This is a genomic window from Aeromonas sp. QDB17, assembly GCF_027705305.1.
GTDB lineage: Bacteria > Pseudomonadota > Gammaproteobacteria > Enterobacterales > Aeromonadaceae > Aeromonas > Aeromonas caviae.
The window spans coordinates 53,980-78,831 of the sequence record NZ_JAPDBP010000001.1; the positions used below are offsets into that span (position 1 = coordinate 53,980).

20 protein-coding genes are annotated in these 24,852 nt (G+C 62.5%); 3 read left to right on the forward strand and 17 right to left on the reverse strand.

Features of this window, described 5'->3' with window-relative positions; translation table 11 throughout:
- Nucleotides 1-254 precede the first annotated feature (254 nt).
- The 7 genes from OKC41_RS00250 to OKC41_RS00280 form a co-directional block, all read right to left on the reverse strand.
- Nucleotides 255-1,685 carry an ABC transporter ATP-binding protein gene (locus tag OKC41_RS00250; protein WP_201893736.1) on the reverse strand — a complete coding sequence of 477 codons (1,431 nt, stop codon included), beginning with the start codon at nt 1,683-1,685 and terminating at the stop codon, nt 255-257.
- Nucleotides 1,682-2,488 carry an ABC transporter permease gene (locus OKC41_RS00255; RefSeq protein ID WP_201893735.1) on the reverse strand — a complete coding sequence of 269 codons (807 nt, stop codon included), beginning with the start codon at nt 2,486-2,488 and terminating at the stop codon, nt 1,682-1,684. Before OKC41_RS00255 ends, OKC41_RS00250 begins: the two co-directional genes overlap by 4 nt.
- 2 nt (nt 2,489-2,490) lie before the next feature.
- Nucleotides 2,491-3,453 carry an ABC transporter permease gene (locus tag OKC41_RS00260; protein WP_201893734.1) on the reverse strand — a complete coding sequence of 321 codons (963 nt, stop codon included), beginning with the start codon at nt 3,451-3,453 and terminating at the stop codon, nt 2,491-2,493.
- Nucleotides 3,450-4,976, reverse strand: a complete 1,527-nt coding sequence (locus OKC41_RS00265) for an ABC transporter substrate-binding protein (protein WP_201893733.1) — start codon at nt 4,974-4,976, stop codon at nt 3,450-3,452. Before OKC41_RS00265 ends, OKC41_RS00260 begins: the two co-directional genes overlap by 4 nt.
- Nucleotides 4,977-5,171: 195 nt before the next feature.
- Nucleotides 5,172-5,834 carry a glutathione S-transferase family protein gene (locus tag OKC41_RS00270; RefSeq protein ID WP_041215003.1) on the reverse strand — a complete coding sequence of 221 codons (663 nt, stop codon included), beginning with the start codon at nt 5,832-5,834 and terminating at the stop codon, nt 5,172-5,174.
- Nucleotides 5,835-5,865: 31 nt separating this feature from the next.
- Nucleotides 5,866-6,474, reverse strand: a complete 609-nt coding sequence (locus OKC41_RS00275) for a glutathione S-transferase family protein (protein ID WP_201893732.1) — start codon at nt 6,472-6,474, stop codon at nt 5,866-5,868.
- A 120-nt stretch (nt 6,475-6,594) separates the two neighbouring features.
- On the reverse strand, nt 6,595-7,050 hold the full coding sequence (locus OKC41_RS00280) for a hypothetical protein (protein WP_201893731.1): 456 nt from the start codon (nt 7,048-7,050) through the stop codon (nt 6,595-6,597).
- Between the two features lie 200 nt (nt 7,051-7,250).
- Here OKC41_RS00280 and suhB point away from each other — a divergent pair, with 200 nt between their 5' ends.
- Complete coding sequence (suhB, locus tag OKC41_RS00285) at nt 7,251-8,054, forward strand: inositol-1-monophosphatase (RefSeq protein ID WP_039038754.1); 804 nt, start codon at nt 7,251-7,253, stop codon at nt 8,052-8,054.
- A gap of 100 nt (nt 8,055-8,154) precedes the next feature.
- Here suhB and OKC41_RS00290 read toward each other — a convergent pair whose 3' ends face one another.
- Both OKC41_RS00290 and OKC41_RS00295 read right to left on the reverse strand, forming a co-directional pair.
- Nucleotides 8,155-9,030, reverse strand: a complete 876-nt coding sequence (locus OKC41_RS00290; RefSeq protein WP_039038755.1) for an OmpA family protein — start codon at nt 9,028-9,030, stop codon at nt 8,155-8,157.
- Between the two features lie 68 nt (nt 9,031-9,098).
- Nucleotides 9,099-11,072: a methyl-accepting chemotaxis protein gene (locus tag OKC41_RS00295; RefSeq protein ID WP_270671572.1), complete on the reverse strand. Its 1,974-nt coding sequence runs from the start codon at nt 11,070-11,072 to the stop codon at nt 9,099-9,101.
- Nucleotides 11,073-11,217: 145 nt separating this feature from the next.
- Here OKC41_RS00295 and rnt point away from each other — a divergent pair, with 145 nt between their 5' ends.
- Nucleotides 11,218-11,880 carry a ribonuclease T gene (rnt, locus tag OKC41_RS00300; protein ID WP_010675098.1) on the forward strand — a complete coding sequence of 221 codons (663 nt, stop codon included), beginning with the start codon at nt 11,218-11,220 and terminating at the stop codon, nt 11,878-11,880.
- Nucleotides 11,881-12,106: 226 nt separating this feature from the next.
- Nucleotides 12,107-13,429 (forward strand): Na+/H+ antiporter family protein, encoded by a 1,323-nt coding sequence (locus tag OKC41_RS00305; RefSeq protein WP_039038758.1) that lies wholly within the window; start codon nt 12,107-12,109, stop codon nt 13,427-13,429.
- 63 nt (nt 13,430-13,492) lie between these two features.
- Here the strand turns inward: OKC41_RS00305 and OKC41_RS00310 are convergent, their stop codons facing one another.
- The 8 genes from OKC41_RS00310 to OKC41_RS00345 form a co-directional block, all read right to left on the reverse strand.
- Nucleotides 13,493-14,686, reverse strand: a complete 1,194-nt coding sequence (locus OKC41_RS00310) for an MFS transporter (RefSeq protein ID WP_201893729.1) — start codon at nt 14,684-14,686, stop codon at nt 13,493-13,495.
- A 104-nt stretch (nt 14,687-14,790) separates the two neighbouring features.
- Nucleotides 14,791-15,696, reverse strand: coding sequence for a LysR family transcriptional regulator (locus tag OKC41_RS00315; RefSeq protein WP_042882841.1), 906 nt, complete (start codon nt 15,694-15,696; stop codon nt 14,791-14,793).
- A 208-nt stretch (nt 15,697-15,904) separates the two neighbouring features.
- Nucleotides 15,905-17,821, reverse strand: coding sequence for a bifunctional diguanylate cyclase/phosphodiesterase (locus OKC41_RS00320; RefSeq protein ID WP_270671573.1), 1,917 nt, complete (start codon nt 17,819-17,821; stop codon nt 15,905-15,907).
- A 1-nt stretch (nt 17,822) separates the two neighbouring features.
- The gene (locus tag OKC41_RS00325; RefSeq protein ID WP_270671574.1) at nt 17,823-18,305 is read right to left on the reverse strand and encodes a molybdopterin-dependent oxidoreductase; all 483 of its coding nucleotides are present in this window, start codon (nt 18,303-18,305) and stop codon (nt 17,823-17,825) included.
- A gap of 331 nt (nt 18,306-18,636) precedes the next feature.
- A complete protein-coding gene (locus OKC41_RS00330; protein WP_029314717.1) occupies nt 18,637-20,535 on the reverse strand; it encodes a DEAD/DEAH box helicase in 1,899 nt (632 codons plus the stop codon).
- Nucleotides 20,536-20,715: 180 nt separating this feature from the next.
- Complete coding sequence (locus OKC41_RS00335) at nt 20,716-21,177, reverse strand: hotdog fold thioesterase (RefSeq protein WP_101149468.1); 462 nt, start codon at nt 21,175-21,177, stop codon at nt 20,716-20,718.
- Between the two features lie 126 nt (nt 21,178-21,303).
- A complete protein-coding gene (locus OKC41_RS00340; protein WP_270671575.1) occupies nt 21,304-21,792 on the reverse strand; it encodes a hypothetical protein in 489 nt (162 codons plus the stop codon).
- Nucleotides 21,792-24,848 carry an FAD-binding and (Fe-S)-binding domain-containing protein gene (locus tag OKC41_RS00345; protein ID WP_270671576.1) on the reverse strand — a complete coding sequence of 1,019 codons (3,057 nt, stop codon included), beginning with the start codon at nt 24,846-24,848 and terminating at the stop codon, nt 21,792-21,794. Before OKC41_RS00345 ends, OKC41_RS00340 begins: the two co-directional genes overlap by 1 nt.
- Nucleotides 24,849-24,852: the final 4 nt, after the last annotated feature.

Here is a 24,852-nt window from a genome sequence, read left to right on the forward strand (position 1 = left end):
ATCAAAAAGCCGCCACCCTCCGGGCAGGGATCTGCAGGAGGTGTCTGACAAAGGTCGTTGAAGAGGAACAAGGCGGAGGACCCGCACCCGCCAGCAGCAGGACGCTCTCTGGCTTACGACAATCTTAGTGATTCATATCACAAAAAACGAACGAAACTTTATAATCTGCTTACCCAAGTTTTTCTAATGCGACGGGGCCCAAGGCCCCGTCACTGTCATCTCATCATGGGGGAAGGATTCATCCTGTCCCCTCTTTACCCCACTCTTCTCACCTCGGCCGACGCGCCTTCGAACATGAGGGAACCTACCTCCCCCAGTCTCAGACAACGAGGGGCAACCTTGCCGGCCAGCCCCTCGTCATGGGTCACCAGCAGCAGGGCGCAGCCTATCTCTCCCAGTTCCTCCAGCAGACAGGCGATGGTCTGTTGCTGGCTCAGGGGATCGAGCCGGGACGTGGGCTCATCGGCGAACAGCAGCACGGGGCGCAGCAACAGGGCTCGGATAAGCGACAGCCGCTGCAGCTCCCCTCCCGAGACCTGGTTTGGCAGGCGCGTCAGCAGCCGTTCATCCAGCCCCAACCGGGCCAGATAGTCGACAAGCCGATGGCGAGGCAGCCTGTGCAGACGCAGCACATCATCGAACTGGGTGGCGAGGCGCACCCGGCTGGCAAAGGCCTGCACCGGATCCTGATAGAGCTTCTGCCAGCGGCAGGGGGCTATCCCTTCCCGGCGCAGCACCTCCCCTTGCAGGGGGCGTTGCAGACCCAGCAGCACGTTGCCGAGGGTGCTCTTGCCCGCGCCGCTCGGCGCCATGATGGCCATTCGCTCCCCTTGCGCCAGGGCAAGGTCGAGCCCCGTGAACAGGGGTTGATCCCCATATCCCATGGCAAGCCCCTTCCCGCGGATGAGCCAGTCACCGGTGGGAGGGACGACCGCCTCGGGCCAGGCGGAGGGCTCCGCCGCCAGCAGAGCCCGGGTATAGGCATGGGATGGCGTGTGCAGCACACGCTCGGCGGGCCCCTGCTCCACGATCTCTCCTCCCTTGACCACCAGCACCCAACCCCCCAATGCGCGAGCCAGGGAGAGATCATGGGTGATGGTCAGCAGATGGCGTCCACGGGCCAGGTAGCCCAGCAACAAGGCACCCAGCCTGGCTGCGGCCCGGCTGTCGAGCCCCTTGGTGGGCTCGTCGGCCACCAGCAGACGGGCCTCCCCCAGGGTGGCGGCGGCAAAGGCCGCACGCTGGGCCATGCCTCCCGAGAGCTGGTGTACAAAGGCGCCCTCCCGCCCGGCCAGTCCAAGCCGCTCGAGGGCGGCGCGGGCCCGCGATCTGGCCTCCTTGCCCCCTGGCAGCCACCCCTCCTCCACCTGGGCAAGCAACCCCATGGTGGGATCCAGCGCCAGCACCGGCTCCTGAGGTAGCATCGCCAGCTCCCGCCCCCAGAGAGTGCGCAGGCGAGGCGTGTCGGCCAGGTTGTGATGGCGGCCACCCGACACCATCTCACCCCGGCCTGTCAGAGGGGCTGGCAACGTCCCCATCAGGGCATGAGCCAACAGGGATTTGCCCGAACCACTCTCCCCGATCAGGGTCAGGGCGGTGCCGGGATGAATGGTGAAATCCAGCGCCTGCAACAGGGTTTTCTGGCCATCATCGACCTGCAACCCCTTGATATGAATGGCCGTCATGAGGTGGCTCCTTGTGAAGATGGCATGTCAAAGCCGCGCGTCTGATGAAGCAGCACCAGAGCCAGCAACATCAGCCCCATGACAAGAATGGGGGCCAGTAGCAGACGGGGAGCCTCCTGATAGTGGGGCAGCGCCTCCGTCATCATCAACCCCAGCTCCGGCGTGGGCGGCTGAATGCCCACTCCGACAAAGCCCAGGGTAGAGAGGGTTAGAATGGCACCCGCAAGGCCGAAGGCCATCATGGTGAGCAACTGGGGGGCGAGCTCGGGCCACAGATGGCGCCGCACCACATGGGCGTGGCCGAATCCCAGCAGACGGGACGCCTCCACCTGGGGCGAGGCGAGCAGCCCCCGGCTGCGGGCACGCACCACCCGGTAATACTCCACCCACTGGGCCATGGCCAACCCGAGATAGAGGATGGCAAAGCCACCCTGGGCCATGGCGGAGAAGAGCAGCACCAGCAACAGGCCTGGCAGGGCCAGCACGCCGTCGGCCAGGCTGCGCAGCAGACCGTCGACCCAGTCGCCGCGCCAGGCCGAAAGCCAGCCCAGCAATGAGCCCAGCAGCGCCGCCGTGATGACGCACAGCAGTCCCAACAGCAGGGAGAGCCGGGTCGCCGCCGCGAGGCGCGCCATCAGGCTGCGCCCCATCTGATCCCGCCCGAGGGGCTCCTGCCAGGAGGGATCAGCCAGAAACTGTGCCAGATCCTGAGCCGCCGGATCGGGCCAGAGCACGGGGCCCAGCAGGGCAAACAGCACCACCAGCAGGAGCAGGCCCAGCCCCGTTTTGACAGACAACGACATGATCAGGACTCCTTGGGACCACGGGGGTCAATGGCAAGACAAAGCAGATCGGTGAGGGTATTGAGCAGCACGAAGAGCACCGCCAGCACCAGCACTGTCCCCTGAACCATGGGGATGTCGCGCCAGAAGATGGCGTGCACCAGCGCATGGCCGATCCCGGGCCAGGCAAACAGGCTCTCGACCACCACGACCCCCTCGATGAGCAGCACCAGCTGCACGCTGGTGTAGGCGATGATGCTGACCCCGGTGTTGCGCAGACCGTGGCGCCAGAAAACCCGGGCCGGCGAAAGCCCCTTGGTGAGGGCAAATCGGTAATAACCGGACTGCACCACGGTGAGCACGCTTTCACGCACCACCCGGGAGAGCACGCCGGAGAGCCCCAATCCCAGGGTCAGGGCGGGCAGCAGCAGGTTGCTCCCCTCCCCGTGCCCTGCCGCACTGACCCAGCCCAGCTCCACCGAGAGCATCACCATGAGCACCAGGCCGAGCAAGAAGGGGGGCAACGCACGCATCAGCACGCTCCAGCCCAGGGTCAGGCGATCACACCATCCCCCCGGGCGCAGCGCACTCAGGCTGCCAAGCGGCAGCGCCACCACCAGCGCCAGCACCACGGAGGCGCTCGCGAGCGTCAGTGTGGCGCCCAGGTGATGACCCACGTCGGTGGCGACCGGTGCGCCCGTCACCAGGGAGCTGCCGAGATCCCCTTGCAGCAAGGCCCACAGCCAGTCGCCAAAACGGGCAAGGGCCGAGCCGGCCAGCCCCAGCTCGCTGCGCACCGCGTTGGCCGTCTCGGCGGTGACATAGTCATAGCCATAACGACCCGCCGCGATACGAAAGGCGATGTCTCCGGGCAGGGACTGCACCATCAGAAAACAGAGTCCGGCCACCAGCAGGGCAACCACCAGCGCCTGCACCAGACGCTGACCCAGTATCCCCATGACGCGAGACAAGGGTGTCGCTGTCATCGTGCGCTCCATGTCAACTTGTCCAGGCCATAGCTGCGCTCCTGGGGATCGAGTTCAAACCCCTCCAGCCCCCGACTGACCGCCGCGCTCTGGCGGTACCAGGCGATGGGCAGGAGCGGCAACTCCTGTTGCAATGTCGTGGCTATCTCCCGGCGAGCGGCGGCGGCCTCTGTGGGCGACAAGGCTTGCGTGGCAAGGCGGGTCAGTGTTTGCGTCATGGCCGGGGAGTGCCAGTTCATCACCCCCCAGTCCGCACCGGCAGGGGCCAAGTCCCCCAGCAAAGTGACCAGGGGATCCGGTACCAGGGCATAATTGCGGGCGTAGAGACCAAGCTGGAGGGAGCCGTCCTGATGACCCGCCGGGATCTCGCTCGAGTTGCCCACCGCCACCTTGAGCTCCACCCCTACCGCCTTCCACTGCGCCTGCAGTGCCGTGGCAAGGAGCGGCAGCTCCGGACGGTCAGGGAAGGTACGCAGGGTCAGGGCGAAGCGCTCTTCCCCCTTGCGCAGCACACCGTCCTTCCCCGGCTGCCAACCTGCCGCCGCGAAGGCCGCCCGGGCCGCCTTGACGTCATAGGCAAGCGGCGTCAACCCGAGCTGGTGCCACTCCCCCAGAGTGGGAGGAAAGAGCTGGGTTGCCGCCATCTCGGGATCCCGCAGCAGGGCGGCTGCCATACCACGACGATCGATGGCGAGACTCAGGGCACGGCGCACCACCGGATCGCTCAGACGGGGATCGTCGCCATTGAGCTTGAGCTGGATGGTCCGTGGCAGGGTGACCGAGGCGATGGAGACCCGTGACGCCTGCTGCAAGCGGCGGATGCTGACCGGATCCAGCCCCCAGGCGATGTCGGCCTGACCGCTCTCGGCCATCAGGGTGCGGCTCTCTGCACGCCCCACCGTCAGGTAGCTGACCTCCTCGATTGCGGGCCTGGCCCCCTGCCAGCCGTCGAAGCGCACAGTCTCTATCCGCTGGGGTTGTTGCAGGCGGGTGATGCGGTAGGGGCCAGAGCCTATCACCTGGGTTACCTCCCCCTTGGCATCGTAGGCGGCCTTCGCCAGGATCTGGGTGCTGGGGTGGGCCAGCACGGCGGGCAGGGAGGCGAAGGGTTCGCTCAGGGTGACCTTCAAGACGCCATCTCCAGATCCGATGGACGCAATAGGAGCGCTGGTCATCACGCCGGGCTTGCGCCAGGCCTGTTGCAGGGCAAAAGCGGCCTGCTCGGCGCTCACCTCGCTGCCATCGTGAAAACGGGCCCCGGGGCGCAACGTGAATCGCCACTGCAGACCGTCATCGCTACGCGACCACTCACTGGCAAGCCCGGGTTGCAGATTGCCTTTCCCATCGACATCTACCAGGGTCTCCGCCACCTGCATGCGAGTAAAGAAGACCCCGTTGCTGGCGGGGTCGACACTGTGGATCTCCCAGGGCCCCACCATGGCAAGCGGTTTGCCGTCGGCTGCAGTCGTTCCTGCCATCAGAGCCAGGGCGAACCACCCGGCTGCGGTGCATTTTTTTGTCATCCTTTCCATCCAAGCTTCATGTTCATCAACCAAAGAGATGGCGTTATAACATAACAATTAATCAGGAAGAATGACTTTTGATTTTTGATAAATGGCTTATTTGAAAGACAAAAAGCGACTGCGATGCAGATCGTCAAACAACGGGGAGTCAAAGGGGAATAAAAAAGATGGCCCGTCAGGGCCATCATGATGGCGTCAGCGAGTCACCATCTGCTGCGCCCGCTTGACCTGATCCTCGGGGCTCTCATTGCGCGGTGGAATAGTGATGCCCTTCTGGCAGGCGGGCCTGGCTTCCATGCGTGCCATCCAGGCCTGCAAATGCACCAACCCCTCGATGGAGATACCACTCCAGTCGTGGATGCGCACCCAGGGCCAGGTAGCGATGTCGGCGATGCTGTACTCGTCTGCCAGATACTCATGGTGTGCCAGATGACCGTCGAGCACCTCGAACAGGCGTCGCCCCTCCTTCTGGTAACGCTCGATGGCGGCCGGGATCTTCTCGGGGAAATAGCGATAGAAGACGTTGGCCTGCCCCATCATGGGACCGACGCCCCCCATCTGGAACATCAGCCACTGGATGGCCTGGGAGCGGCGCTTGGGATCCTGCGGCAGCAACTTGCCGGTTTTTTCCGCCAGATAGAGAAGGATGGCGCCGGACTCGAACACTGCGAAGTCACCATTGTCCCGATCGACGATGGCCGGGATGCGGCCATTGGGGTTGATGGCCAGGAACTCGGGCTTCTTCTGCTCCATGGTCGCGAAATCAAGGGGAATGACCTTGTAGGGCAGCCCCAGCTCTTCGAGGGCAATCGACACCTTGAACCCGTTGGGCGTGGCGGCTGTGTACAGCTCTATCATCTTGGACTCCTTGAACGTTCAGGGGAAAGGATCAGGCCTGGGCGCTGGACCGGGCACTCACCCGTTCATGCCAGTCCTGCAAATGGGGCTGTTCGGGGGTGATACGCAGGCCGACCACCTTGCCAAAATCAATGGTACAGAGGGCAAGAATGTCGGCGATGGTGAAGCGTTCCCCCGCAATATAGGGCACCTCGGCAAGACGGGCATCAAGCTTGTCAAACCAGATCTGAGCCTGTTGCTTGCACTCCTCCCCCCATTCGGGGAAGACCCGCTCCCGGTCTTTGTAAAAACCGGTGATATGACGAAACGCCATACCGGTCGGCAGCCAGAGGTTGAACTCGATGAAGCGACTCCACATCTCTATGGTGGCGCGCTCCAGCGCAGTGCTGCCAAACAGGTTCGGCTCAGGGTGGAGCTCTTCAAAATAGCGGCAGATGGCCAGGGTTTCACTCAGACAGGTTCCGTCATCGAGTTCCAGCACAGGAATGCGCCCGGCCGGGTTCTTGGTCAAAAAGGCGGGCGCCAGGTTTTCCCCCGCCCCCAGATCGACCTGTTGATAGTCCATCTCGATCCCCTTCTCCGCCAGAAACATTCTGACCCGACGGGCATTGGGGGCTCGTCTCAGCTCATAAACCTTCATGTCACCTCCGTCGACGAACACACAGTGAGCCGCTGCGCAGGCCATAGCAAAGCGGCACAATATCGGTCAGTTATGACAAATATTGTGCCCCTTGAACAGCCCGCATCGAGGGGGAGATGATTAGCTGCTCAGTACCCCTGGTTGGCGCTGGCGCAGCAAGATAAGACGGGAAAGCAGCGGGAAATAGGATTCAAACTTGCTTTGCAGCACCAGGCTGCAGGCAGGATCCGCCAGTTCGGCCTCATCCAGCAGAATACCGTTGGAGACGAAATAAAAATGCGGATCCCTGACATCCGGCCCCTGTGGAGCATGTTCATACTGTCGATGCACCAACAGGGGAAGCACCGGCAATCCCAGTGTACTGCCTCCTGCAGGCCAGAGCGGAACAGGCCAGGCAGCTCCCTCTTCTTCCAGCAGCAGGATCGCCGCTTCGTCCTTCGACGGTTGCCACTGCTGGGGCTGCGCCACCCGGACCTCGGTGACATAATCGCTCTCTTCGCTGGCGGCACGCAGTGCGGCCAACACACCCAGAGTCGTCGGCGACGACGGTTTCTGACTGACTAATGACAGATTCATGGCTCATATCCCTATGCTCACCACAGCCTGTTATCCGGCTGTCGCGATAAGACTAGTTGATTACAGGTCTTTATTGGAGCCGTCAGATCTGTCAGTCACCCCCCTGACCGAATGAGGGCATAGCAGTTGCTATTCCCGAATATCTTGGTAAGATATCGCGTCCTTTTATCCCCCGTTCTTTAACATCCAGTGGTGAACCTATGCATCCGATGCTGAATATCGCCGTGCGCGCTGCGCGCAACGCCGGTCAAGTAGTAGTAAAAGCCTTTTCTCAACCCGAGAACATCGAGGTTATCCAGAAAGGCAGCAATGACTTCGTGACCAACGTTGACCGTGACGCCGAAGCGGCCATCATTCACACCATCAAAAAATCTTACCCGGAACACAGCATCGTTGCTGAAGAGTCTGGCGAGATTGCCGGTACCAATCCGGACTACCAATGGATCATCGACCCACTGGATGGCACGACCAACCTGGTCAAAGGCATTCCGCACTTTGCCGTTTCCATCGCTCTGCGCGTCAAGGGCAAGACCGAACAAGCCGTTGTCTACGATCCCATCCGTGACGAGCTGTTCACTGCCACCCGCGGCAGCGGCGCCCAGCTGAACGGCTACCGCATCCGTGTCGGCAAGGCCAAAGAGCTCTCCGGCACCATCCTGGCCACCGGGTTCCCGTTCAAGCAGAAGCACCACATCGAACCCTATCTGAAGATGTTCCAGAGCATGTTCATCGAGTGTGCAGACATCCGTCGTGCTGGCTCCGCCGCGCTGGATCTCGCCTATGTGGCCGCTGGTCGCGTCGACGGTTTCTGGGAAATCGGCCTCAAGCCCTGGGACACCGCCGCCGGTGAGCTGCTGGCCAAAGAAGCCGGCGCCATCGTCACCGACTTCGTTGGTGGTCACAACTACGAAAACTCCGGCAACATCGTGGTGGCCAACCCCCGTGTGCTGAAAGAGATGCTCGGCAAGATCCGCGAAAACCTGCCGGAATCCCTGGCCAAGTAATCCCGGATACCCGTGAAAAAAATGCCAGTCGGTTCGCCGACTGGCATTTTTTATTCCTGACTACAGCGAAAATCCCGCCCCTCTCGATGACTCAGCGGGATCAGATAGTGCCGTTGCGTCCCATGTTGATCACCACCCGGCGGTTCTTGGCTCGGCCAGCTTCCGTTTCGTTGGAGGCCACGTGCTGTTTCTCACCGTGCCCTTCCACCGAGATCTTGCCCTCCTCGATGCCGAGATCCACAAACACCTGCTTGATGGCATCCGCCCGCTTCTCGGAGAGCTTCTGGTTTGGCCAGCGGCCGCCATAGCTGTCGCTGTAGGCGTCGATCACCACCACATCGATGCTCTTGTCTGCCTTCACATAATCACCGATCATCGCCAGCCGCCGCTTGGAGGCCGGTGACAACTGATCGCTGTTCTTGTCATAGGAGAGCACGCTGAAGGCGATGTCGTTGAAGCTGTAGGGCAGCAAGCCACTCAGGCAGTCCATGAACGCCTGGTACTTGACCCTGAAATTGACCGACGAAAGCGATACCCGCACCGGCCTGTCCTGACGATACCAGTCGCGATACTGGAAAGTCGGCATACGCCCTCCTTCCAGCTCGTCCAGCATGGTCCAGGCGGTCTGCCCCGCCACCAGGCCGTCAAACTGCTGATAGAACTGCAACTGGCTGATCTGTCGCCCGGCCACCCCGGGACGCCAGCTGGGGGGCATGATCCCGAGGCTCACTGTCTGAGTACGCGCCTGGGGTCGCTGCCCCTTGAGCTCGAAATCCAGATTGATCTTGCGCCCGGCCCGGCTGACAAAGGCCCCGGTTCCCCAACGGGGAATAGGATGCTCCAGCCTGCACTCCACCTGGGTATCAGAGGTCAGGCGCCAGACGGATTGATCCAGACCGGCGCCAAATTCGGTCACGCCCGCCTGCAACTGCATACTCACTGATATGCTGATCAACCCCAACACCCAAGCATTCAACGGCTTGTCCTCCACACTATCTCGAATTATCTATCGGCAGCGGCAGGACAAGCTTTAGGTCAAAACGCTCAATGGGGGGAAGAAGGGGCCATCAGCTTGAAGCTGGCGATGCGTCCCGCCAGATCCCGGGCCAAGGCATCCAGTTCGGCACTGTGTTGTTGCAAGGTATGGGAGTGCTGGCGATGGGCTTCATACACGTCACGGATGGTCATCACGTTTTGCTGGATGTCGTCGGTCACGTAACGCTGCTCCTCGGTGGCGGTGGCCACCTGGGCCGTCATGTCGCTCACCTTGCGCACCTCGTTGACGATGTCGGTCAGCTCGCTCCCCGCCCGCTTGGCCTCCGTCACGCTCAGACCCGCCTGTTCGGTGCCCGTGTGCATGGCAGCCACCGCCTCGTTGGCCCCCTGGCGCAAACGGCCCAGCATCCGCTCTATGTCGTCCGCCGCCTGCTGGGTACGGGAGGCAAGCGCTCTCACTTCGTCGGCCACCACCGCAAAGCCGCGCCCGGATTCACCGGCACGGGCCGCCTCGATGGCGGCATTGAGGGCCAGCAGGTTGGTTCTGTCCGAGATCTGCTTGATGAGGTTGAGCGCTTCGCCCACCGACTCGGTATCCTGATGCAGGCTGTCCACAAGTTGCTGGGTATCACTCAGGGTACCCGCCACCTGCTGGATGGTGTGGATGGTCTGATCCACCTCCTTGTCACCCTGCTTCGCCCGGCCGATGGCCTGCTGAGTCGCCTGGGAGGTCTGAGTGGCGTTGCGGGCAATCTCCGCGACAGTCGATGCCATCTCGGTGGCGGCAGTCGCCACCAGATCCACCTGCCCGCATCCCCTGACTACGCCGGCATTCACCTCGGCAATAACCTCGGCAGAGCTGGCGGCGCTGCGTATCAGCACGTCACAGGAGTGGCGCACAGCCAGCAGCAAACTCTCCAGGTGCCCGAGGAAATGGTTCAGATCCCGCGCCAGGGCCCCCAGCTCATCCCCGGATCGCCAGTCGACCCGCACGGTCAGGTCGTTCTCCTGCACCAGGCGCTTGAAGGTCTGGTGTAGGGCCATGAAGCCCAGATGCAGATCCCGCACCACCCGCCAGCAGACGAAGGTGGTCAGGACGATGCACAGCAACACGCCAGCCGCCCCCCACCAGAAGTCACTGGCACTCCCGACCCGCATCTGTTCAACCCGCTCGAAGAGCTGTTGATAAAGGCTGTCTTCTATCTCCTTGAGCAGGCCTATCTTGTCGGTACTCAAGGCAAACCAGGCCTCCGCATCGACACCAAAACCGCCGCTTGCCGCCTTGTCCAGGGCCAGTTTCTCCATGGCGGCCACCTTGGCCACCACGGGTGAGGCGAGGCTGTCGTTCAGCAACTGACGCTGGGCGGGACTCGCCACCGCCTGGAAGCGTTCGAGATAGGTGTTCTGGGCCGCCAGCAGGGAGATGAACTGCTGCAACAGCGCAGGCGTGAAGCTGTCACGGCCAAAGACGTTGCTGAGCGTCGCCCGCTCCAGCCCCGCACGCTCCTTGCTCTGCAGGAAGGTGGCGTAGGCATTGGTCTGCAGGGCGATGGTGGCATCCATGCTGTCGACGCTTATCTTGTCCACCACCGCCAGCAAGGCGGTCACGAGGCGGGTATAGAAGCCGACCTGTTCCGCCACCTCGACCCCCAGGGCGCTGACCCGCTCACGCATGGCAGTGAGTCCCGCCACTCCCTGCTGCACCTCGGTCAGCGCCAGCAAGGCAGGATCCTGATGAAAACGCTGCAACAGGCTGTCCACCACCTTGCGCTGGGCAGGCAGCGCATCGCGAAACTTGTTGCCGCCAGAGCCGAGGAAGCCGGCCGACATGCCGCGCTCCCGTTGCAGCTCATGGGCCAGCTGCGCCGCCTCCTTCACCACTGCCAGCGCGACCAGGGCGCCGCTCATCTCCTGTTCGACCCGATAACGTTCATAGACGTACCGGCCGGAGAAAAACAGCAGGGCCAACAGCGGCAGACAGACCACCAACATCATCTTGTGTGCCAATCCCAGCTTCTTCATCGTCCTCTCCCTCCATGGTTGACGTCGCCCATTATAAGCACAGGTGTTTCAAAATGGTCCTCTTGCCGTCCCATGGCGGCAGATAAGGGACAAGGGCCCGCTTTTTTGCCATAATGCCGCCTCCTTTCACGCCGACCGAGATACCATGACCGACGCCGTTCACACCCTCAAGGGCCGTTTTCGCGGCTTTTACCCCGTCGTCATCGATGTTGAAACCGCCGGATTCAATGCCAAGACCGATGCCCTGCTGGAAATAGCCGCCCACACCCTCAAGATGGATGAGCAGGGCTGGCTCGTCCCTGACCAGATCTTCCATTTTCATGTCCAGCCCTTTGAGGGTGCCAATCTGGAGAAAGCGGCGCTGGAGTTCACCGGCATCGACCCCTTCAACCCGCTGCGGGGCGCGGTGGACGAGAAGGAAGCACTCACCGAGATCTTCAAGGGGGTGCGCAAGGGCATGAAGGAGCAGGATTGTGGTCGCGCCATCATAGTGGCCCACAACGCCACCTTCGACCACGGCTTCGTGATGGCCGCCGCCGAGCGGGCCGGCCTCAAGCGCAATCCGTTCCACCCCTTCGCCACCTTCGACACCGCCGCCCTCTCGGGTCTTGCCCTGGGGCAGACGGTGCTGGCCAAGGCCTGTCAGAGCGCCAATATCCCCTTTGACAACAAAGAGGCCCATTCGGCCCTCTACGACACCGAGCGCACCACAGAGCTCTTCTGCCACATCGTCAATCGCTGGAAGAGCCTGGGAGGCTGGCCTCTGGCCAACCCGGATGAAACGACGGACACCGAAGACGAGGGCTGAACACTCCCAGCCCCTGCCCAGACAGGCTGCCCATGGCAGCCTGTCTGCATGAGGGGACCTGTCTGGGCAAGGAAGAAGGGCCATTTTCCCGGTTCCCGTTCACCGCCAGCAGAAGATGCGTCCCTTGGCCGGGATCTGCCGATTTTTTTCTCGACATTTAGCCTGTTTTTCGCAAACTAGCTGGCTTTCACACGACTGACAGCAACACAATCCATAAGGAAATCAAATGAATCCTGTTGTTATCGCGGTGGCGCTGATGCTGGTGCTCAGCCTGCTGCGGATCAATGTGGTGGTCTCCCTCGCCATCGGTGCCATCGTGGGTGGCCTGCTCGGCGGACTCTCCCTCGAGCAGACCCTCAGCACCTTCACCGGCGGCCTGGGCGGCGGTGCAGAAATCGCCCTCTCCTACGCCATGCTGGGGGCTTTCGCGGTAGCCATCTCCCGCTCCGGCATCACCGATCTGCTGGCCCGCAAGGTCATCAACCAGCTCGGCAAGGATGCCAGCAGCACCCGCATTCTCTGGGTCAAGAGCCTGCTGCTCACCTCGGTGCTCGCGGTCTCCATCTCCTCCCAGAACCTGATCCCGGTGCACATCGCCTTCATTCCCATCCTGATCCCGCCGCTGCTGCATGTCATGGCCCAGATGCAGATAGACCGCCGTCAGGTGGCCTGCGTCATCACCTTCGGCCTGACCGCTACCTACATGCTGCTGCCGGTGGGCTTTGGCGGCATCTTCCTGAACAACATCCTGGCCAAGAATCTCGTCGACAACGGCGTACCGGTGGAATTCAGCCAGTTGCCCCTGGCGATGGCCATCCCGGTATTCGGCATGTTCCTCGGCCTGCTCATCGCCGTCTTCTTCAGCTACCGCAAGCCGCGTCAGTATGATCTGGAGAAGATCCTGGCCGCCGAACCCGAGACGGTCGAGCTCAATCTCAACCACATCTGGGTCGCCCTGCTGGCCATCGCCGTGGCACTCGGTCTGCAACTGATGACCAACAGCATCGTGCTGGGGGCGCTCGCAGGCTTCATCATCTTCACCTGCGGCGGCGTCATCAAATTCCGCGAGAGCCAGGATGCCTTCACCCAGGGTGTGCGCATGATGTCCCTCATCGGCTTTATCATGATCTCGGCCGCAGGCTTCGCCGCCGTCATGAAGGAGACCCACGGGGTGGAGAGTCTGGTGCAGTCCGTCTCCAGCATGATGGCAGGTCACAAGGGACTGGCGGCCTTCCTGATGCTGCTGGTGGGCCTGCTCATCACCATGGGGATCGGCTCCTCCTTCTCCACCGTGCCCATCATCGCCACCATCTATGTGCCCCTGTGCATCCACCTCGGCTTCTCGCCCATGGCGACCATCGCCCTGGTGGGCACCGCGGGCGCGCTGGGGGACGCGGGTTCCCCCGCCTCCGACTCGACGCTCGGCCCCACATCGGGCCTCAATGCCGACGGTCAGCACGACCACATCTGGGACAGCGTGGTGCCAACCTTCATCCACTACAACATCCCCCTGGTGATCTTCGGCTGGATTGCCGCCATGGTGCTCTGAGTCCATCCCGAGCAGACAGACAAAAGGCGACCCCGGGGTCGCCTTTCTTGTCTTGCACATGCCTCAGATGACCGGTTGCAGCCCCCGCCTGCTGGCCAGGGCGCAGAGACAGGCCACCAGGGCCAACCCCATGCCGGCTGCTCCCACCCCGAGCCAGTGTCCCTGTTGCCAGACCAGCATCCCCAGGCTGGAGCCGAGGGTTCCCCCCAGGAACATGCCGGTCATGAAGAGGGTATTGATACGCCCCCTGGCCTCAGGTCTCAGACCATAGATGCGCTGCTGATGGGCGATGAGTGCGCTCTGCACGCCGAGATCCAGCAAGATGACCCCGCACGCCAGCCCGGCCAGAGAGAGCCACAGCTCGAAGCAGATCCAGGCAAGCACCACCAGCACGGCACCGGCCAATACCACTGGTCTGGCCCCCAACCGATCCGCCATCCGGCCTGCCAAAGGGGCCGCCACCACCCCAGCCACCCCGATGACCCCGAACAGACCCGCCATGTCGGCCCCCAACCCATAGGCAGGTTCGGCCAGGTAGAACGCCAGCACGGTCCAGAAGGCGCTGAAGGAGGCAAACAGCAAGGCCTGGGTCAGGGTCGCGCGGCGTAGGGCGGGCTCCTCGCGCCACAGACCGACCAGAGAGTGAAGCAGACGGCCATAACCGAGGGGAGAGCGCGGCAATCCGGACGGTATCATCCTGGCCATCAGCAGAGCCCCCGACAGGGCCAGGGGAATGGCCAGCCAGAACATGGCGCGCCAACTGCCATAAGCGGTGACCAGGCCAGCGACGGTGCGGCTGAGCAGTATTCCGGCCAGCAGGCCGCTCATCACGCTGCCGACCACGGCACCACGGCGGGCGGGATCTGCCAGGGTCGCCGCCACCGGAACTATCTGCTGGGCCGCCGTGGCCCCGATACCGAGCAGGACGGAGGCCAGCATCAAGGTGGTGGCACTCGCGGCCGTGGCCGCCAGCAGGGAAGCCAGCGCGATCAGTGCAAACTGCCCCGGAATAAGCCAGCGGCGCTCGACTACATCGCCAAGCGGCACCAGCAAAAGCAGACCCATGGCATAGCCGAGCTGGGTCAGCATGGCGATCAATGGCATGCCCGAGTGCCCGGGAAAGTCCTGCGCCATCACCGCCAGCATGGGCTGGTTGTAGTAGATGTTGGCAACTGCCAGGCCGCATGACAGGGCCATGGCGAAGAGCAGGGAGGGGCCGGGGGTTGCGGCCCCTCCGGCAGAAGGCGATGTACTCATGATCTTCTCCTCGTGGTAGAAGGGCTCCCGCCAGGATACGGGCCCCATGCGCACAGCCTACCCGGGGAGCGTCGCCACCAGTAGAGCGGTGGGGACCATAACAGTTATTCCGCTGGCGTATGCCCCACGCCGGGCAGGCCGGTCACGAATGCCAGAAAGGCGCTCGCCTTGGCACCAGGCTGGCGACCTGCCGGGAGCAGGGTCCAGAGCTCCTGCATGGGCAGTTGCCACTCGGGCAGCACCGCCACCACCTCGCCGCGGGCAAGCTCGGGGGCAAACATCCACTCCGAGGCGATACCGAGCCCCAGTCCTGCCAGCACGGCGGCGCGCATGCCTTCGGCCGCCGAGACCGTCAGCCTGCCTTCTCCGGAAACCACCTTCTCCTCGACGCCGCGGCGAAATCGCCACTGCTGCCCCACTCCGGGCCGTGGACTGTAAAGCACCAGATCATGCTGTTGCAGAGCCTGAGGGGTCTCAGGCTCTCCTTTGGCGGCCAGATAGGCCGGCGTCGCCAACACCCGCATGTCGCTTCGGGCGAGGCAGCGGGCGACCAACGACGAGTCGGCCTGTTTGCCGATCCGCAGAGCCACCTCGATGCCCGCCGAAATGAGATCCACATTGCCGTCATCCAGCAGGATCTCCAGATCCAGTCCCGGGTGAGCCGCCAGAAAACCGGCAAGATGGGGAATGATATGCAGGCGGGCGAAAGTGACGGGAGCGCTCACCCGCAGGCGTCCGCTCAGGCCCGCCCGGCATTGCTGCACCATGGCATCTGCCTCGTTGACCTGGGCCAGGATCTCTCTCGCCCGCAGATAGTAGGCCTCTCCGGCCTCGGTAGGCGCCAGCCCCCGGGTCGAACGCAGCAACAGGCGGCTGCCAAGGTGCGCCTCAAGCTGGGCAATCAATCTGGAAACCGTGGGTTGCCCCATCCCCAGTCGGCGGGCCACCGCCGAAAACGAGCCGGTCTCCACCGCCAGCACGAACACCTCCATCACCCCCAAGCGATCCATCTATGGCTCCTCTGCCCTGTGGCACTGTTCGTGGCACAAGGTAGCACCGGGCCAGCCCTCTCGCACCCTCGTTCTGGCAGGAGGCACAAGAAAACCGCGTAATGGGAGGTCCTGCCATGGGAGAAAGGTGTCGGGATGAAATATCAACCAGGAACAATCGAACAGAGGGACTCGAAGACAAGGCTACAGGAGCTCGATTGCCCCAAGGCTAGCCCAGTGCCACTTCCTGAATGGCGGCGCTGTGGGCGAAATAGCGGTGACAGAACTGCATGAACTCCGGCAGCGGCAAGGGACGCGAGTAGAAATAACCCTGGATCTCATCCACCCCTATGGTGAGCACCGCCTTGAGCTCATCGCTGTTTTCCACCCCTTCCGCCACGACGCGCACCCCCAACTGATGAGAGAGGGTGGTGATGGTTTCGACGAAGAGCGCCTGCCGGGTGTCACTGTCGATCGCGGTGATAAAGGATCTGTCTATCTTGAGCTTGTCGAAATAGAGTTCACGCAGGTAAGAGAACGAGGACCAGCCGGTCCCGAAGTCATCGAGGGCCACCCGCACCCCAATCTGGCGCAGGGAGTGAATGATCTGCTTGCTCAGGGTGATGTCATCAAGGGCGATGGTTTCGGTCAGCTCCACTATCAACTGGTGCAATCCCAACGGACCATCACCCACCTTCTCTTCAATCTCCCTGGCCAACCCCATGTTGAACATGGAGTTGGAGAGGTTGATGGAGATCTCGAGCGGTTCTAGTACCTCCTTCGGGAAGCCGGACAGATCGAGCTGCATGCGCCGGATGATCCAGCCCCCGAGCGCCTCGCCCAACCCGTTCTCTTCTGCCAGCGAGATGATGTCGAGGGGGGCAATAAAGCCATATTCCGGATGATGCCAGCGGATCAGCGCCTCGGCCCCCAGCCTCACCACACTCTGGCCGCGCACGATGGGCTGATAGTAAAGGGCCAGTTGCGGGCATTGCGGGCAGTGGATAAGCTCCCGCAGCTCGGTCGACAGCCGGCGTTTGCGCTGATAGTGCTGATACATGCTGCTGGAGAAGAGCACATTGCGATTCAGCCGCTTGCGCTTGGCGCTGTCGAGGGCGATATCGGCAAACAGCAGCATCTCTTCCGGTGAATGATCCGGTTTCACGTACTGGCTGGTGCCCATGAAGACCCGCACCCGGTGCGCCGGATCGGCGGCAAACACCAGATCCGCCAGCTCGCTGCGCAGTTGCTCCAGAAACGGGAAGCGCAGATAGGTGGGCATGGTGCCGGTGATGATGAGGGTGAACTCGTCACTGCCGGTACGGGCAACGAAGATCCCCTGGCCAGAGGCGGCCTTGATCCGCGCCGCAAGCCGTTTGAGCAAGGCGTCCCCCACTTCGTAACCCAGACAGTCATTGACCTCCCTGAAATGCCCCAGATCCATGAGACAGACGGTGATGCTGCTGCGCCGACCGGGATGGCTGGTCCACTGTTGGAGGTGCTTGATGAGCGCCGCCCGGTTGGGGAGACGGGTGAGAGGGTCGTTCCACGCCAGAAAATGCTGGCGACGCACTTCGCGAAACAGCACCATCAACATCACCATGGTCGCCAGCATCAGAAATCCCAGGATGAAGAAGTTCTGGGTTTTCGACTCGTTGAGCAGCTCACGCTGGGCGATGGCAGAAGGCCCGGTGAAGTTTTTCACCATCACGTCCCGCACCCCGCGCATCTCGTCATCGAGCGCGGCCGTGAACATCTTGAGTGCGGGGGAATCCGGCTCCCCTTGCACCACATCCTGCTCATAATGTTCGAAGAGAGCGAGGATCTTGCCGACCGCCGTGTCCGCACCGAACCGGGCCCTGACCGACTTTGCCTCCTCCCCGTGCAAGAAGACATCGAGCCGGTTCCAGGCAATGTCAAAGCGCTTGTTCATCTCCTCCCGGCTGGCGGCACCGGCACGATAGAGCTGCAAGCCCTCCTCGAAGGCGTGGATCTCCAGCTCGAGCTGGGCCAGTGCCCAGGCGGAGAGCTGGGTGTAGCGCGTCACCGCATTGAACGCGCGGTCATAGTTCCAGACCGACCAGAGGGTCACCCCCAAAAAGGTGGTCACCATCAGGATCAGGCTCAAGAACTTGCCGCGCAGCATCTTATTTGCTCTCCAGCGCCGTCAGCTGCCACACCATCCGGCTGTGATAGAGCTCCTTGTTGAGTTCGGGATGGTCGGTGAGGGGATAAATGACCCAAAGCGGCCCCTTGTTGCGCAGGGTCAGCGCCTTGCCATCCTGCTTCTCGGCCACCAGCACCGGGTACTTCTCCCCGTCTTCCAGCGGCAGTGCGGCCCAGTATTCATTGACCGCGAGGGCCTTGACCTCCTGGCTCTTGAGACCGTAGGTCCTGACCAGGTCCCGCAGCAACACCCCGCGATAGAGGTGCTCCCCTTCAGTCCAGGGCGTCCCCGTCTTAACCTCCGTCTGCGGCAAGGCCTCAAACTCGGCACGGGTCAGCACCACCTCCCCCTTGCCATTACAGCACCCCGCCCCCGCAATTCTGAAGAAGGGCTCCTCCGCCAACACCATACCCGACACGAGCCATCCGGATATCAGCAATACCTTGCCAAGCCACTTGCCCATCACGCACCTCCCTGTCATACGGTTTATTTATTCATCTCACTCTGCTGACTCATATGCAAACAACAGAATGCACCTTCAGACCAAAGTCGCAGTCGTTTGCAACCAGCAACTATCTCTGCGCCTTCCAAAAGTACCCAATCGCTTCCCAAAGAATGACACCAGGCGCCACCCCCAGGCAAATGGATTGCACCATTTTTCTTTTCACTGGCTCCTCATCAAACCGGGTGCCCGCCACGGCCGGAAAAAGGTGACAATCTTTGCTACGCATCTGAAAAACAGACACAAAAAAGGCCGCTCCATGGAGCGGCCTTCTCATCAGTGCAGTCAGGGTTTAGCTGTCGCGGCGCTTGTTGCCACCGAATTTGCGACCCTTGTCGAAACCGCCTTCACGGCGATCCTTGTTGAAGGGACGGTCACCCTGGGGACGGCGATCCTTGTTGAAAGGACGGTCGCCACGGAACGGACGATCACCACGGGGCGGACGGGGAGCAGTGTTGCCGCCGGCCGGCACTTCGGTGTAACGGGTGATCTGCAGCGGACGCTGGCAGACACGGGCCTTCTTGATCACTTCCAGCACCTCGGCGCTCATGCCCTTGGGCAGATCGACGGTGGAGAAGTCATCGGCGATGTCGATGTTGCCGATGAAGCGGCTCTCGATGTTCGCTTCGTTGGCGATGGCACCCACGATCTGGCCCGGTTTGACGCCGTGATGGGCGCCCACGTCGACACGGTAACGCTCCATCTCCACGTCCGGGTTGTCTTTCAGCGGACGCGGTTCGAGGGACGGCATGCGACGGGCCGGACGATCGCCACGGTCACCGAAGTCACGACCGCCACGGTCGTTGAACTCACGACGCTCAAAGCCACCGCGATCGTTACCAGCGTTGAACACCGGATCCGGAATGGAGTCATCCAGCAGCAGCGGTTGATCGCCCTGTACCAGCTTGGCCAGTGCGGCAGCCAGTTCCAGCGGATCGGCAGAATCTTCTTCGATCAGCTCGTTCACCAGGTTGTGGTAGATCTCGAGCTCTTCACCCATCATGGTTTCGCGGATGCGCTCCTTGAACTTGGCCAGACGGTGCTGGTTGATGTCCTCGGTGCTCGGCATCTTCATCGGCTCGATGGCTTGACGAGTGGCGTGCTCGATGGCACGCAGCATGCGACGCTCGCGCGGCGCCACGAACAGGATGGCTTCACCCTTGCGACCGGCACGGCCGGTACGGCCGATACGGTGCACGTAGGATTCGGTGTCGTAGGGAATGTCGTAGTTCACCACGTGGGTGATGCGCTCAACGTCCAGACCGCGGGCGACCACGTCGGTGGCGATCAGAATGTCCAGCTGACCCTGACGCAGCTTGTCAACGGTACGCTCACGCAGCTTCTGCGGGATGTCACCGTGCAGCGCTTCACAGGCGTGACCACGGGCAGCCAGCTTGCCTGCCAGCTCTTCGGCGGCGTTCTTGGTACGCACGAACACCAGCAGGGCTTCGTAGGATTCCACTTCCAGCAGACGGGTCATGGCGTCCAGCTTGTGCAGACCGGTCACCTGCCAGTAACGCTGGCGAATGGTGGTTGCGGTCGCGGTCTTGGAGGCGATCTTGATCTCTTTGGGCTGCTTCAGGTGCTTCTGGGCAACACGACGGATCTGCTCCGGCATGGTGGCAGAGAACAGGGCAACCTGACGACCGGCCGGGCACTGATCCATGATCCAGTCCACGTCGTCGATGAAGCCCATGCGCAGCATTTCATCCGCTTCGTCCAGCACCAGGGCTTTCAGACCGGAGAGGTCCAGGTTCTTGCGACGGATCAGGTCCATCACGCGGCCCGGGGTACCCACGACAACCTGAGCACCGCGGCGCAGGGCGCGGGTCTGGGTTTCGTAGGAAGCGCCGCCGTAGATGGGCAGCACGTGGAAATCGGGCATGTGGTGGGCATAGCGTTGGCACGCCTCTGCCACCTGCAGGGCCAGCTCGCGGGTCGGGGCCAGCACCAGGATCTGGGTGTTGCGGTTACCAGCTTCCAGACGAGACAACAGAGGCAAGGCAAAAGCAGCGGTCTTCCCTGTACCGGTTTGTGCCTGCCCCAGCAGATCGTGTCCCGCCATCAGGTGGGGAATTGCTGCGGCCTGGATGGGAGACGGGCGCTCATAGCCCACGTCCTGCAGCGCTTTCAATACAGGCGCGGCCAGTCCAAGCTCACTAAAAAGGGGCAGTTGTTCGGTATCAGACATAGATTCTTCCAGATTAAGGCAGGCGGCTAACACCGCGGAATAGCAAAAAGGCGGCGATTATAGCGCCACTTTGTTCTGCTGTCTTGAAAAATGTGATAGGTGTCTCAAGACGTTGGCAATTATAGAGGGATCTCGCGACTATGGCTTGCTTATTTTTCACTCATGATGCGTTATTGCCGATCACGCTTCGCCAGAGTCCTTGTCCCGCTTGTGCTTGAGCACCGCCATGGTCAATCGGCTGGTGCACAATAAACGACCACGTTCATCGCGAATCTCGATCTGCCACACCTGAGTCGTCGCCCCCAGATGCAGCGGCGCGCAGCGCCCCGTCACCACCCCTTCCCGCTTGGCCCTCAGGTGGTTGGCGTTCACCTCCAGACCCACACAATAACTGTCAGGCCCGACCGCCATATTGGCCGCGAGCGATCCCAGCGTTTCCGCCAGCACCACGGAGGCGCCGCCGTGCAGCATCCCGAGCGGCTGATGGGTACGGTGATCCACCGGCATGGTGGCCTCCAGCCAGTCGGGGCCAAAGGCGCTGTAGACGATGTCGAGGTGGGCCATCAGGGTGTTGCGGGAGCTGGCGTTGAGCCCCTCCAGGCTCATGGGTTTGCGCCAGATGGGGCTGCTTTCTTGACTCATGGTGAGCGGACTCCTTGCGTGATCAACGGGTTATCGCTGCGCTGTAGCGGCAAACCAGCAGTGTCGGCGAAAAAGGCGCAAAAAAAAAGATGCCCACGCCGGGGCATCTTGCATCGAGATTGACCCTCACCAGGGATAGGTCACACCTGGCCACTCGGCCCAGGGGCCGTCCCGCCCCGGCAGACGCGGCTCGGACCAGCGCCATACCTTGCCGAGCCAGGTGCGCAGTTCGGCTTCGAGTTCGCTGTCAGTGAGCGGCGCCTCGACCACCTTCCAGAAGAAGAGCTCCACCTGCACCTCCGGCAGCACCGACGGATAGAGGTAAACCCCGCCCCAGAAGCGGGGCTCCCTGTCCGGGCTCCAGAGGCCATAGGCAAAGGAGCGCTTGGCCAGAAACTCGGAGTGCTGCCACTCCAAGTCGGCCTCGTGCTGACTCAGGCTGAAATTGGCGGAGGGCCACACATCGTCCGGGCGAAACAGCTGATGGAGCTGCTCGCGCTCGCGCAGGATGGCGGCAAACTCCACCACGGCCTGGGACGGCGTGGTGGGGAGCAACAGAAAATGCGGGTGCCGAAAGGCCTTTGGCACCCGGAATCCCTTGGGAAAGTGGAGCATCAGAGCAGTTCCAGCAGGGCCTGCAGCGGGTGCTTGAGCTTCTCCCCCTCCATCCGCTTGACCTGGCTGCGGCACGAATATCCGGTGGCCAGACAACGGGCTTGCGGCAGGCGAGCCAGGGGCTCGGCCCAGCTCAGACCGTAGATCCCCTTGGAGTTCTCCACCTGTTTGGCGTCGTGACCATAGGTGCCCGCCATGCCGCAGCAACCCACCGACACCGGCTGCAAACGCGCACCGAAGCGGCCAAACAGGGTGCTCCAGTCACCGTGGGTGGTGGGCTTGGCGGTCTTCTCGGTGCAGTGGGCAAACAGATACCAGGGGTCGGTGCCAGCCTCTTCCCGCAGCGGCAGCGCCTCGGCAGGCAGGGAGAGCAGCCACTCCTGGGGCAGCAGCACCTGGAAATCGCCGCGGGCGGGGCCGAGCGCCTTCACGTACTCGTCCCGGTAGCAGAGCACCAGAGAGGGGTCGACCCCCACCATGGGGATGCCGAGGGCCGCCACCTTGTTGAGGAACTGGGCGCTGCTGGCAGCAGTGCGGGCGAAGGCGCGCAGGAATCCCTTCACGTGCTGAGGCTTGCCGTTGGGTTTGAACGGCAGCAGGTAGGGCTGATAACCCAGCTTGCTGGCCAGCTTCACCAGGTCACGCACCACGGGGGCGTCGTAGTAGCTGGTGAAGGGATCCTGCACGATGAGCACCACTTTTTGGCGCTGCTCGGGGCTCATGGCCTCGAGGCCCGGCAGATCGAAATAGCGGGCGCGGTGATCACGCAGCTCCTCGGCCAGGGTCGGCACGGAGAGCAGCGGCACATCCACCATGCCGATGCTCTTCTCGGTCGCCTTCTGGGCCCACTCTTTTTCGAGGAAGAAGTTGACCAGCTTGGGGGCCTTGGCCAGCAGGGGCGCATAGCTTTCTACCGTGCCCACGAAGTAATCCTTGGGGCCGCGCAGATATCGGCTGTGATAGAGCTGCATGAAGCGGGCGCGGAAGGTGGGCACATCCACCTTGATGGGGCACTGGCTGGTGCATGCCTTGCACGCAAGGCACCCCTCCATCGCCTCCATCACCTCGTGGGAGAAGTCATACTCGCCCCGGGCGCGGGCCACCGTATTGCGGAACTTGTCGACGATCTGCTTGAAGCGTAGACCCCCGCTTTGCAGCGCCACCTCTTCGGCAAGGGGATCGAAGCCCTGCTCCGACAACTGGCGCAGCCATTCACGCATCAGGCCAGCCCGCCCCTTGGGGGAGTGACGGCGGTCGCGGCTGATCTTGACCGAGGGGCACATGGGGGAGTCGGTCTCGAAGGTGAAACACAGACCGTTGCCGTTGCAATCCAGCGCCCGTGTATAGCTCTCGCGCACGGCAATCGGGATCTGGCGGTCGAACTTGCCGCGCTTGGGCCCGTCCACCGAGACAAGCGAAGCGCCGCTGCCATAAGGCATGCAGATCTTGCCCGGGTTGATGCGGTTGGCCGGATCGAACGCCCCCTTGACCCGTTGCAGCTCTTCCCACAGCTCGCCGAAGAAGGCGGGGCTGTATTCGGAGCGAAAGCCCTTGCCGTGCTCGCCCCACATCAGGCCGCCGTATTTGGCGGTGAGCGCCACCACCTGATCCGAGATGCGCCGCAGCAGCACCTCCTGCTCGGGATCGCACAAGTCCAGCGCCGGGCGCACGTGCAGCACCCCGGCATCGACATGGCCGAACATGCCGTAGTCAAGGCCGTGAGCGTCCAGCAGGGCGCGAAACTCCATGATGAAGTCCGCCAGGGATTCCGGCGGCACGGCGGTGTCTTCGGTGAAGGCCACCGGCTTCTTGCGCCCCTCGGCGTTGCCGAGCAGCCCCACCGACTTCTTGCGCATGCCATAGATGGTCTCGATGCTCGGCAGGTGGTCGCACACCTGATAGCCAATGACCCCCGCCTCCCCCCTGGCCAGCAGGGCGTCGATGCGCCGGCACAGCTCCTCCACCTTGGCCTTGTGCGCATCCTCGTCGGTGTCAGCAAACTCGACGATGTTGAGCCCCTGCAGATCCTTGCCGGGCACATCCTGGATGAGATCCTTCACCGAATGCCAGATGATGTCGGCGCGGGCCAGTCCCAGCACCCGGGAGTCCACCGTCTCCACCGACAGGGCGTGGGCCTGTACCATAAAGGGGGCATTTCTGAGCGCGGAGGGGAAGCTGTCGTACTTGACGTTGACCAAGGTGCGGTAGCGCGGGATGGGGGTGATGTTGAGGCGGGCTTCGATGATGAAGCCCAAAGAGCCTTCCGAGCCGCACAGCACCCGGCTCACATCCAGAGTGTCGGTATCGGGCTGATAGAGGTGCTTGAGATCGTAACCGGTCAGAAAGCGGTTGAGCTTGGGGAAGGTGGCTTCGATGTCGGCGCGCCGCTCGCGGCCGATGCGATAGAGGGTGCGATAGATCTCCCCTTCACGGGTCTCGAGGGCCAGCTTGTCCGCCAGACGCTGGCCGGTCACCGGCTCGGTCGCCATGAGATCGCCGTTCTCCAGCACGGCCTTGAGGCCGAGCACATGATCCGAGGTCTTGCCGTACACCAGCGACCCCTGCCCCGAGGCGTCGGTGTTGACCATGCCTCCCAGGGTGGCCCGGTTGGAGGTGGAGAGATCCGGCGAGAAGAAGTAGCCGTGGGGCTTCAAATAGGCGTTGAGCTGGTCTTTGACCACCCCGGCCTGGGCCCGCACCCAGCCCTCTTCCAGATTAATTTCCATGATCTGGTTCATATGGCGCGAGAGATCGACGATAATGCCGCCGCCCAAGGATTGGCCATTGGTGCCGGTACCGCCACCGCGAGGGAAGAAACTCAAGGTTGCGTACTCGGGCCCCTGGGCCAGCTTGAGCATCACCGCTATGTCATCCGCGCTGCGCGGATAGAGAACCGCCTGAGGTACGACCTGATAGACGCTGTTATCCGTCGCCATCGCCAACCGGCTTGCATAAGACTTTTCGATATCACCACGAAATGCTGATCGCGCCAGCAACTCAAGAAACTGCAGGGTTGTAGGTGACAAACTGTCCTGGTAATCGAGTCTCGGGATCATGAAT

Bases quoted from the DNA above. Each gene is read 5' to 3' on its own strand.
- OKC41_RS00250 (WP_201893736.1), bottom strand. From the start codon at position 1,685: ATGACGGCCATTCATATCAAGGGGTTGCAGGTCGATGATGGCCAGAAA.
- OKC41_RS00255 (WP_201893735.1), bottom strand. From the start codon at position 2,488: ATGTCGTTGTCTGTCAAAACGGGGCTGGGCCTGCTCCTGCTGGTGGTG.
- OKC41_RS00260 (WP_201893734.1), bottom strand. From the start codon at position 3,453: ATGACAGCGACACCCTTGTCTCGCGTCATGGGGATACTGGGTCAGCGT.
- OKC41_RS00265 (WP_201893733.1), bottom strand. From the start codon at position 4,976: ATGACAAAAAAATGCACCGCAGCCGGGTGGTTCGCCCTGGCTCTGATG.
- OKC41_RS00270 (WP_041215003.1), bottom strand. From the start codon at position 5,834: ATGATAGAGCTGTACACAGCCGCCACGCCCAACGGGTTCAAGGTGTCG.
- OKC41_RS00275 (WP_201893732.1), bottom strand. From the start codon at position 6,474: ATGAAGGTTTATGAGCTGAGACGAGCCCCCAATGCCCGTCGGGTCAGA.
- OKC41_RS00280 (WP_201893731.1), bottom strand. From the start codon at position 7,050: ATGAATCTGTCATTAGTCAGTCAGAAACCGTCGTCGCCGACGACTCTG.
- suhB (WP_039038754.1), top strand. From the start codon at position 7,251: ATGCATCCGATGCTGAATATCGCCGTGCGCGCTGCGCGCAACGCCGGT.
- OKC41_RS00295 (WP_270671572.1), bottom strand. From the start codon at position 11,072: ATGAAGAAGCTGGGATTGGCACACAAGATGATGTTGGTGGTCTGTCTG.
- rnt (WP_010675098.1), top strand. From the start codon at position 11,218: ATGACCGACGCCGTTCACACCCTCAAGGGCCGTTTTCGCGGCTTTTAC.
- OKC41_RS00305 (WP_039038758.1), top strand. From the start codon at position 12,107: ATGAATCCTGTTGTTATCGCGGTGGCGCTGATGCTGGTGCTCAGCCTG.
- OKC41_RS00310 (WP_201893729.1), bottom strand. From the start codon at position 14,686: ATGAGTACATCGCCTTCTGCCGGAGGGGCCGCAACCCCCGGCCCCTCC.
- OKC41_RS00315 (WP_042882841.1), bottom strand. From the start codon at position 15,696: ATGGATCGCTTGGGGGTGATGGAGGTGTTCGTGCTGGCGGTGGAGACC.
- OKC41_RS00320 (WP_270671573.1), bottom strand. From the start codon at position 17,821: ATGCTGCGCGGCAAGTTCTTGAGCCTGATCCTGATGGTGACCACCTTT.
- OKC41_RS00325 (WP_270671574.1), bottom strand. From the start codon at position 18,305: ATGGGCAAGTGGCTTGGCAAGGTATTGCTGATATCCGGATGGCTCGTG.
- OKC41_RS00330 (WP_029314717.1), bottom strand. From the start codon at position 20,535: ATGTCTGATACCGAACAACTGCCCCTTTTTAGTGAGCTTGGACTGGCC.
- OKC41_RS00335 (WP_101149468.1), bottom strand. From the start codon at position 21,177: ATGAGTCAAGAAAGCAGCCCCATCTGGCGCAAACCCATGAGCCTGGAG.
- OKC41_RS00340 (WP_270671575.1), bottom strand. From the start codon at position 21,792: ATGCTCCACTTTCCCAAGGGATTCCGGGTGCCAAAGGCCTTTCGGCAC.
- OKC41_RS00345 (WP_270671576.1), bottom strand. From the start codon at position 24,848: ATGATCCCGAGACTCGATTACCAGGACAGTTTGTCACCTACAACCCTG.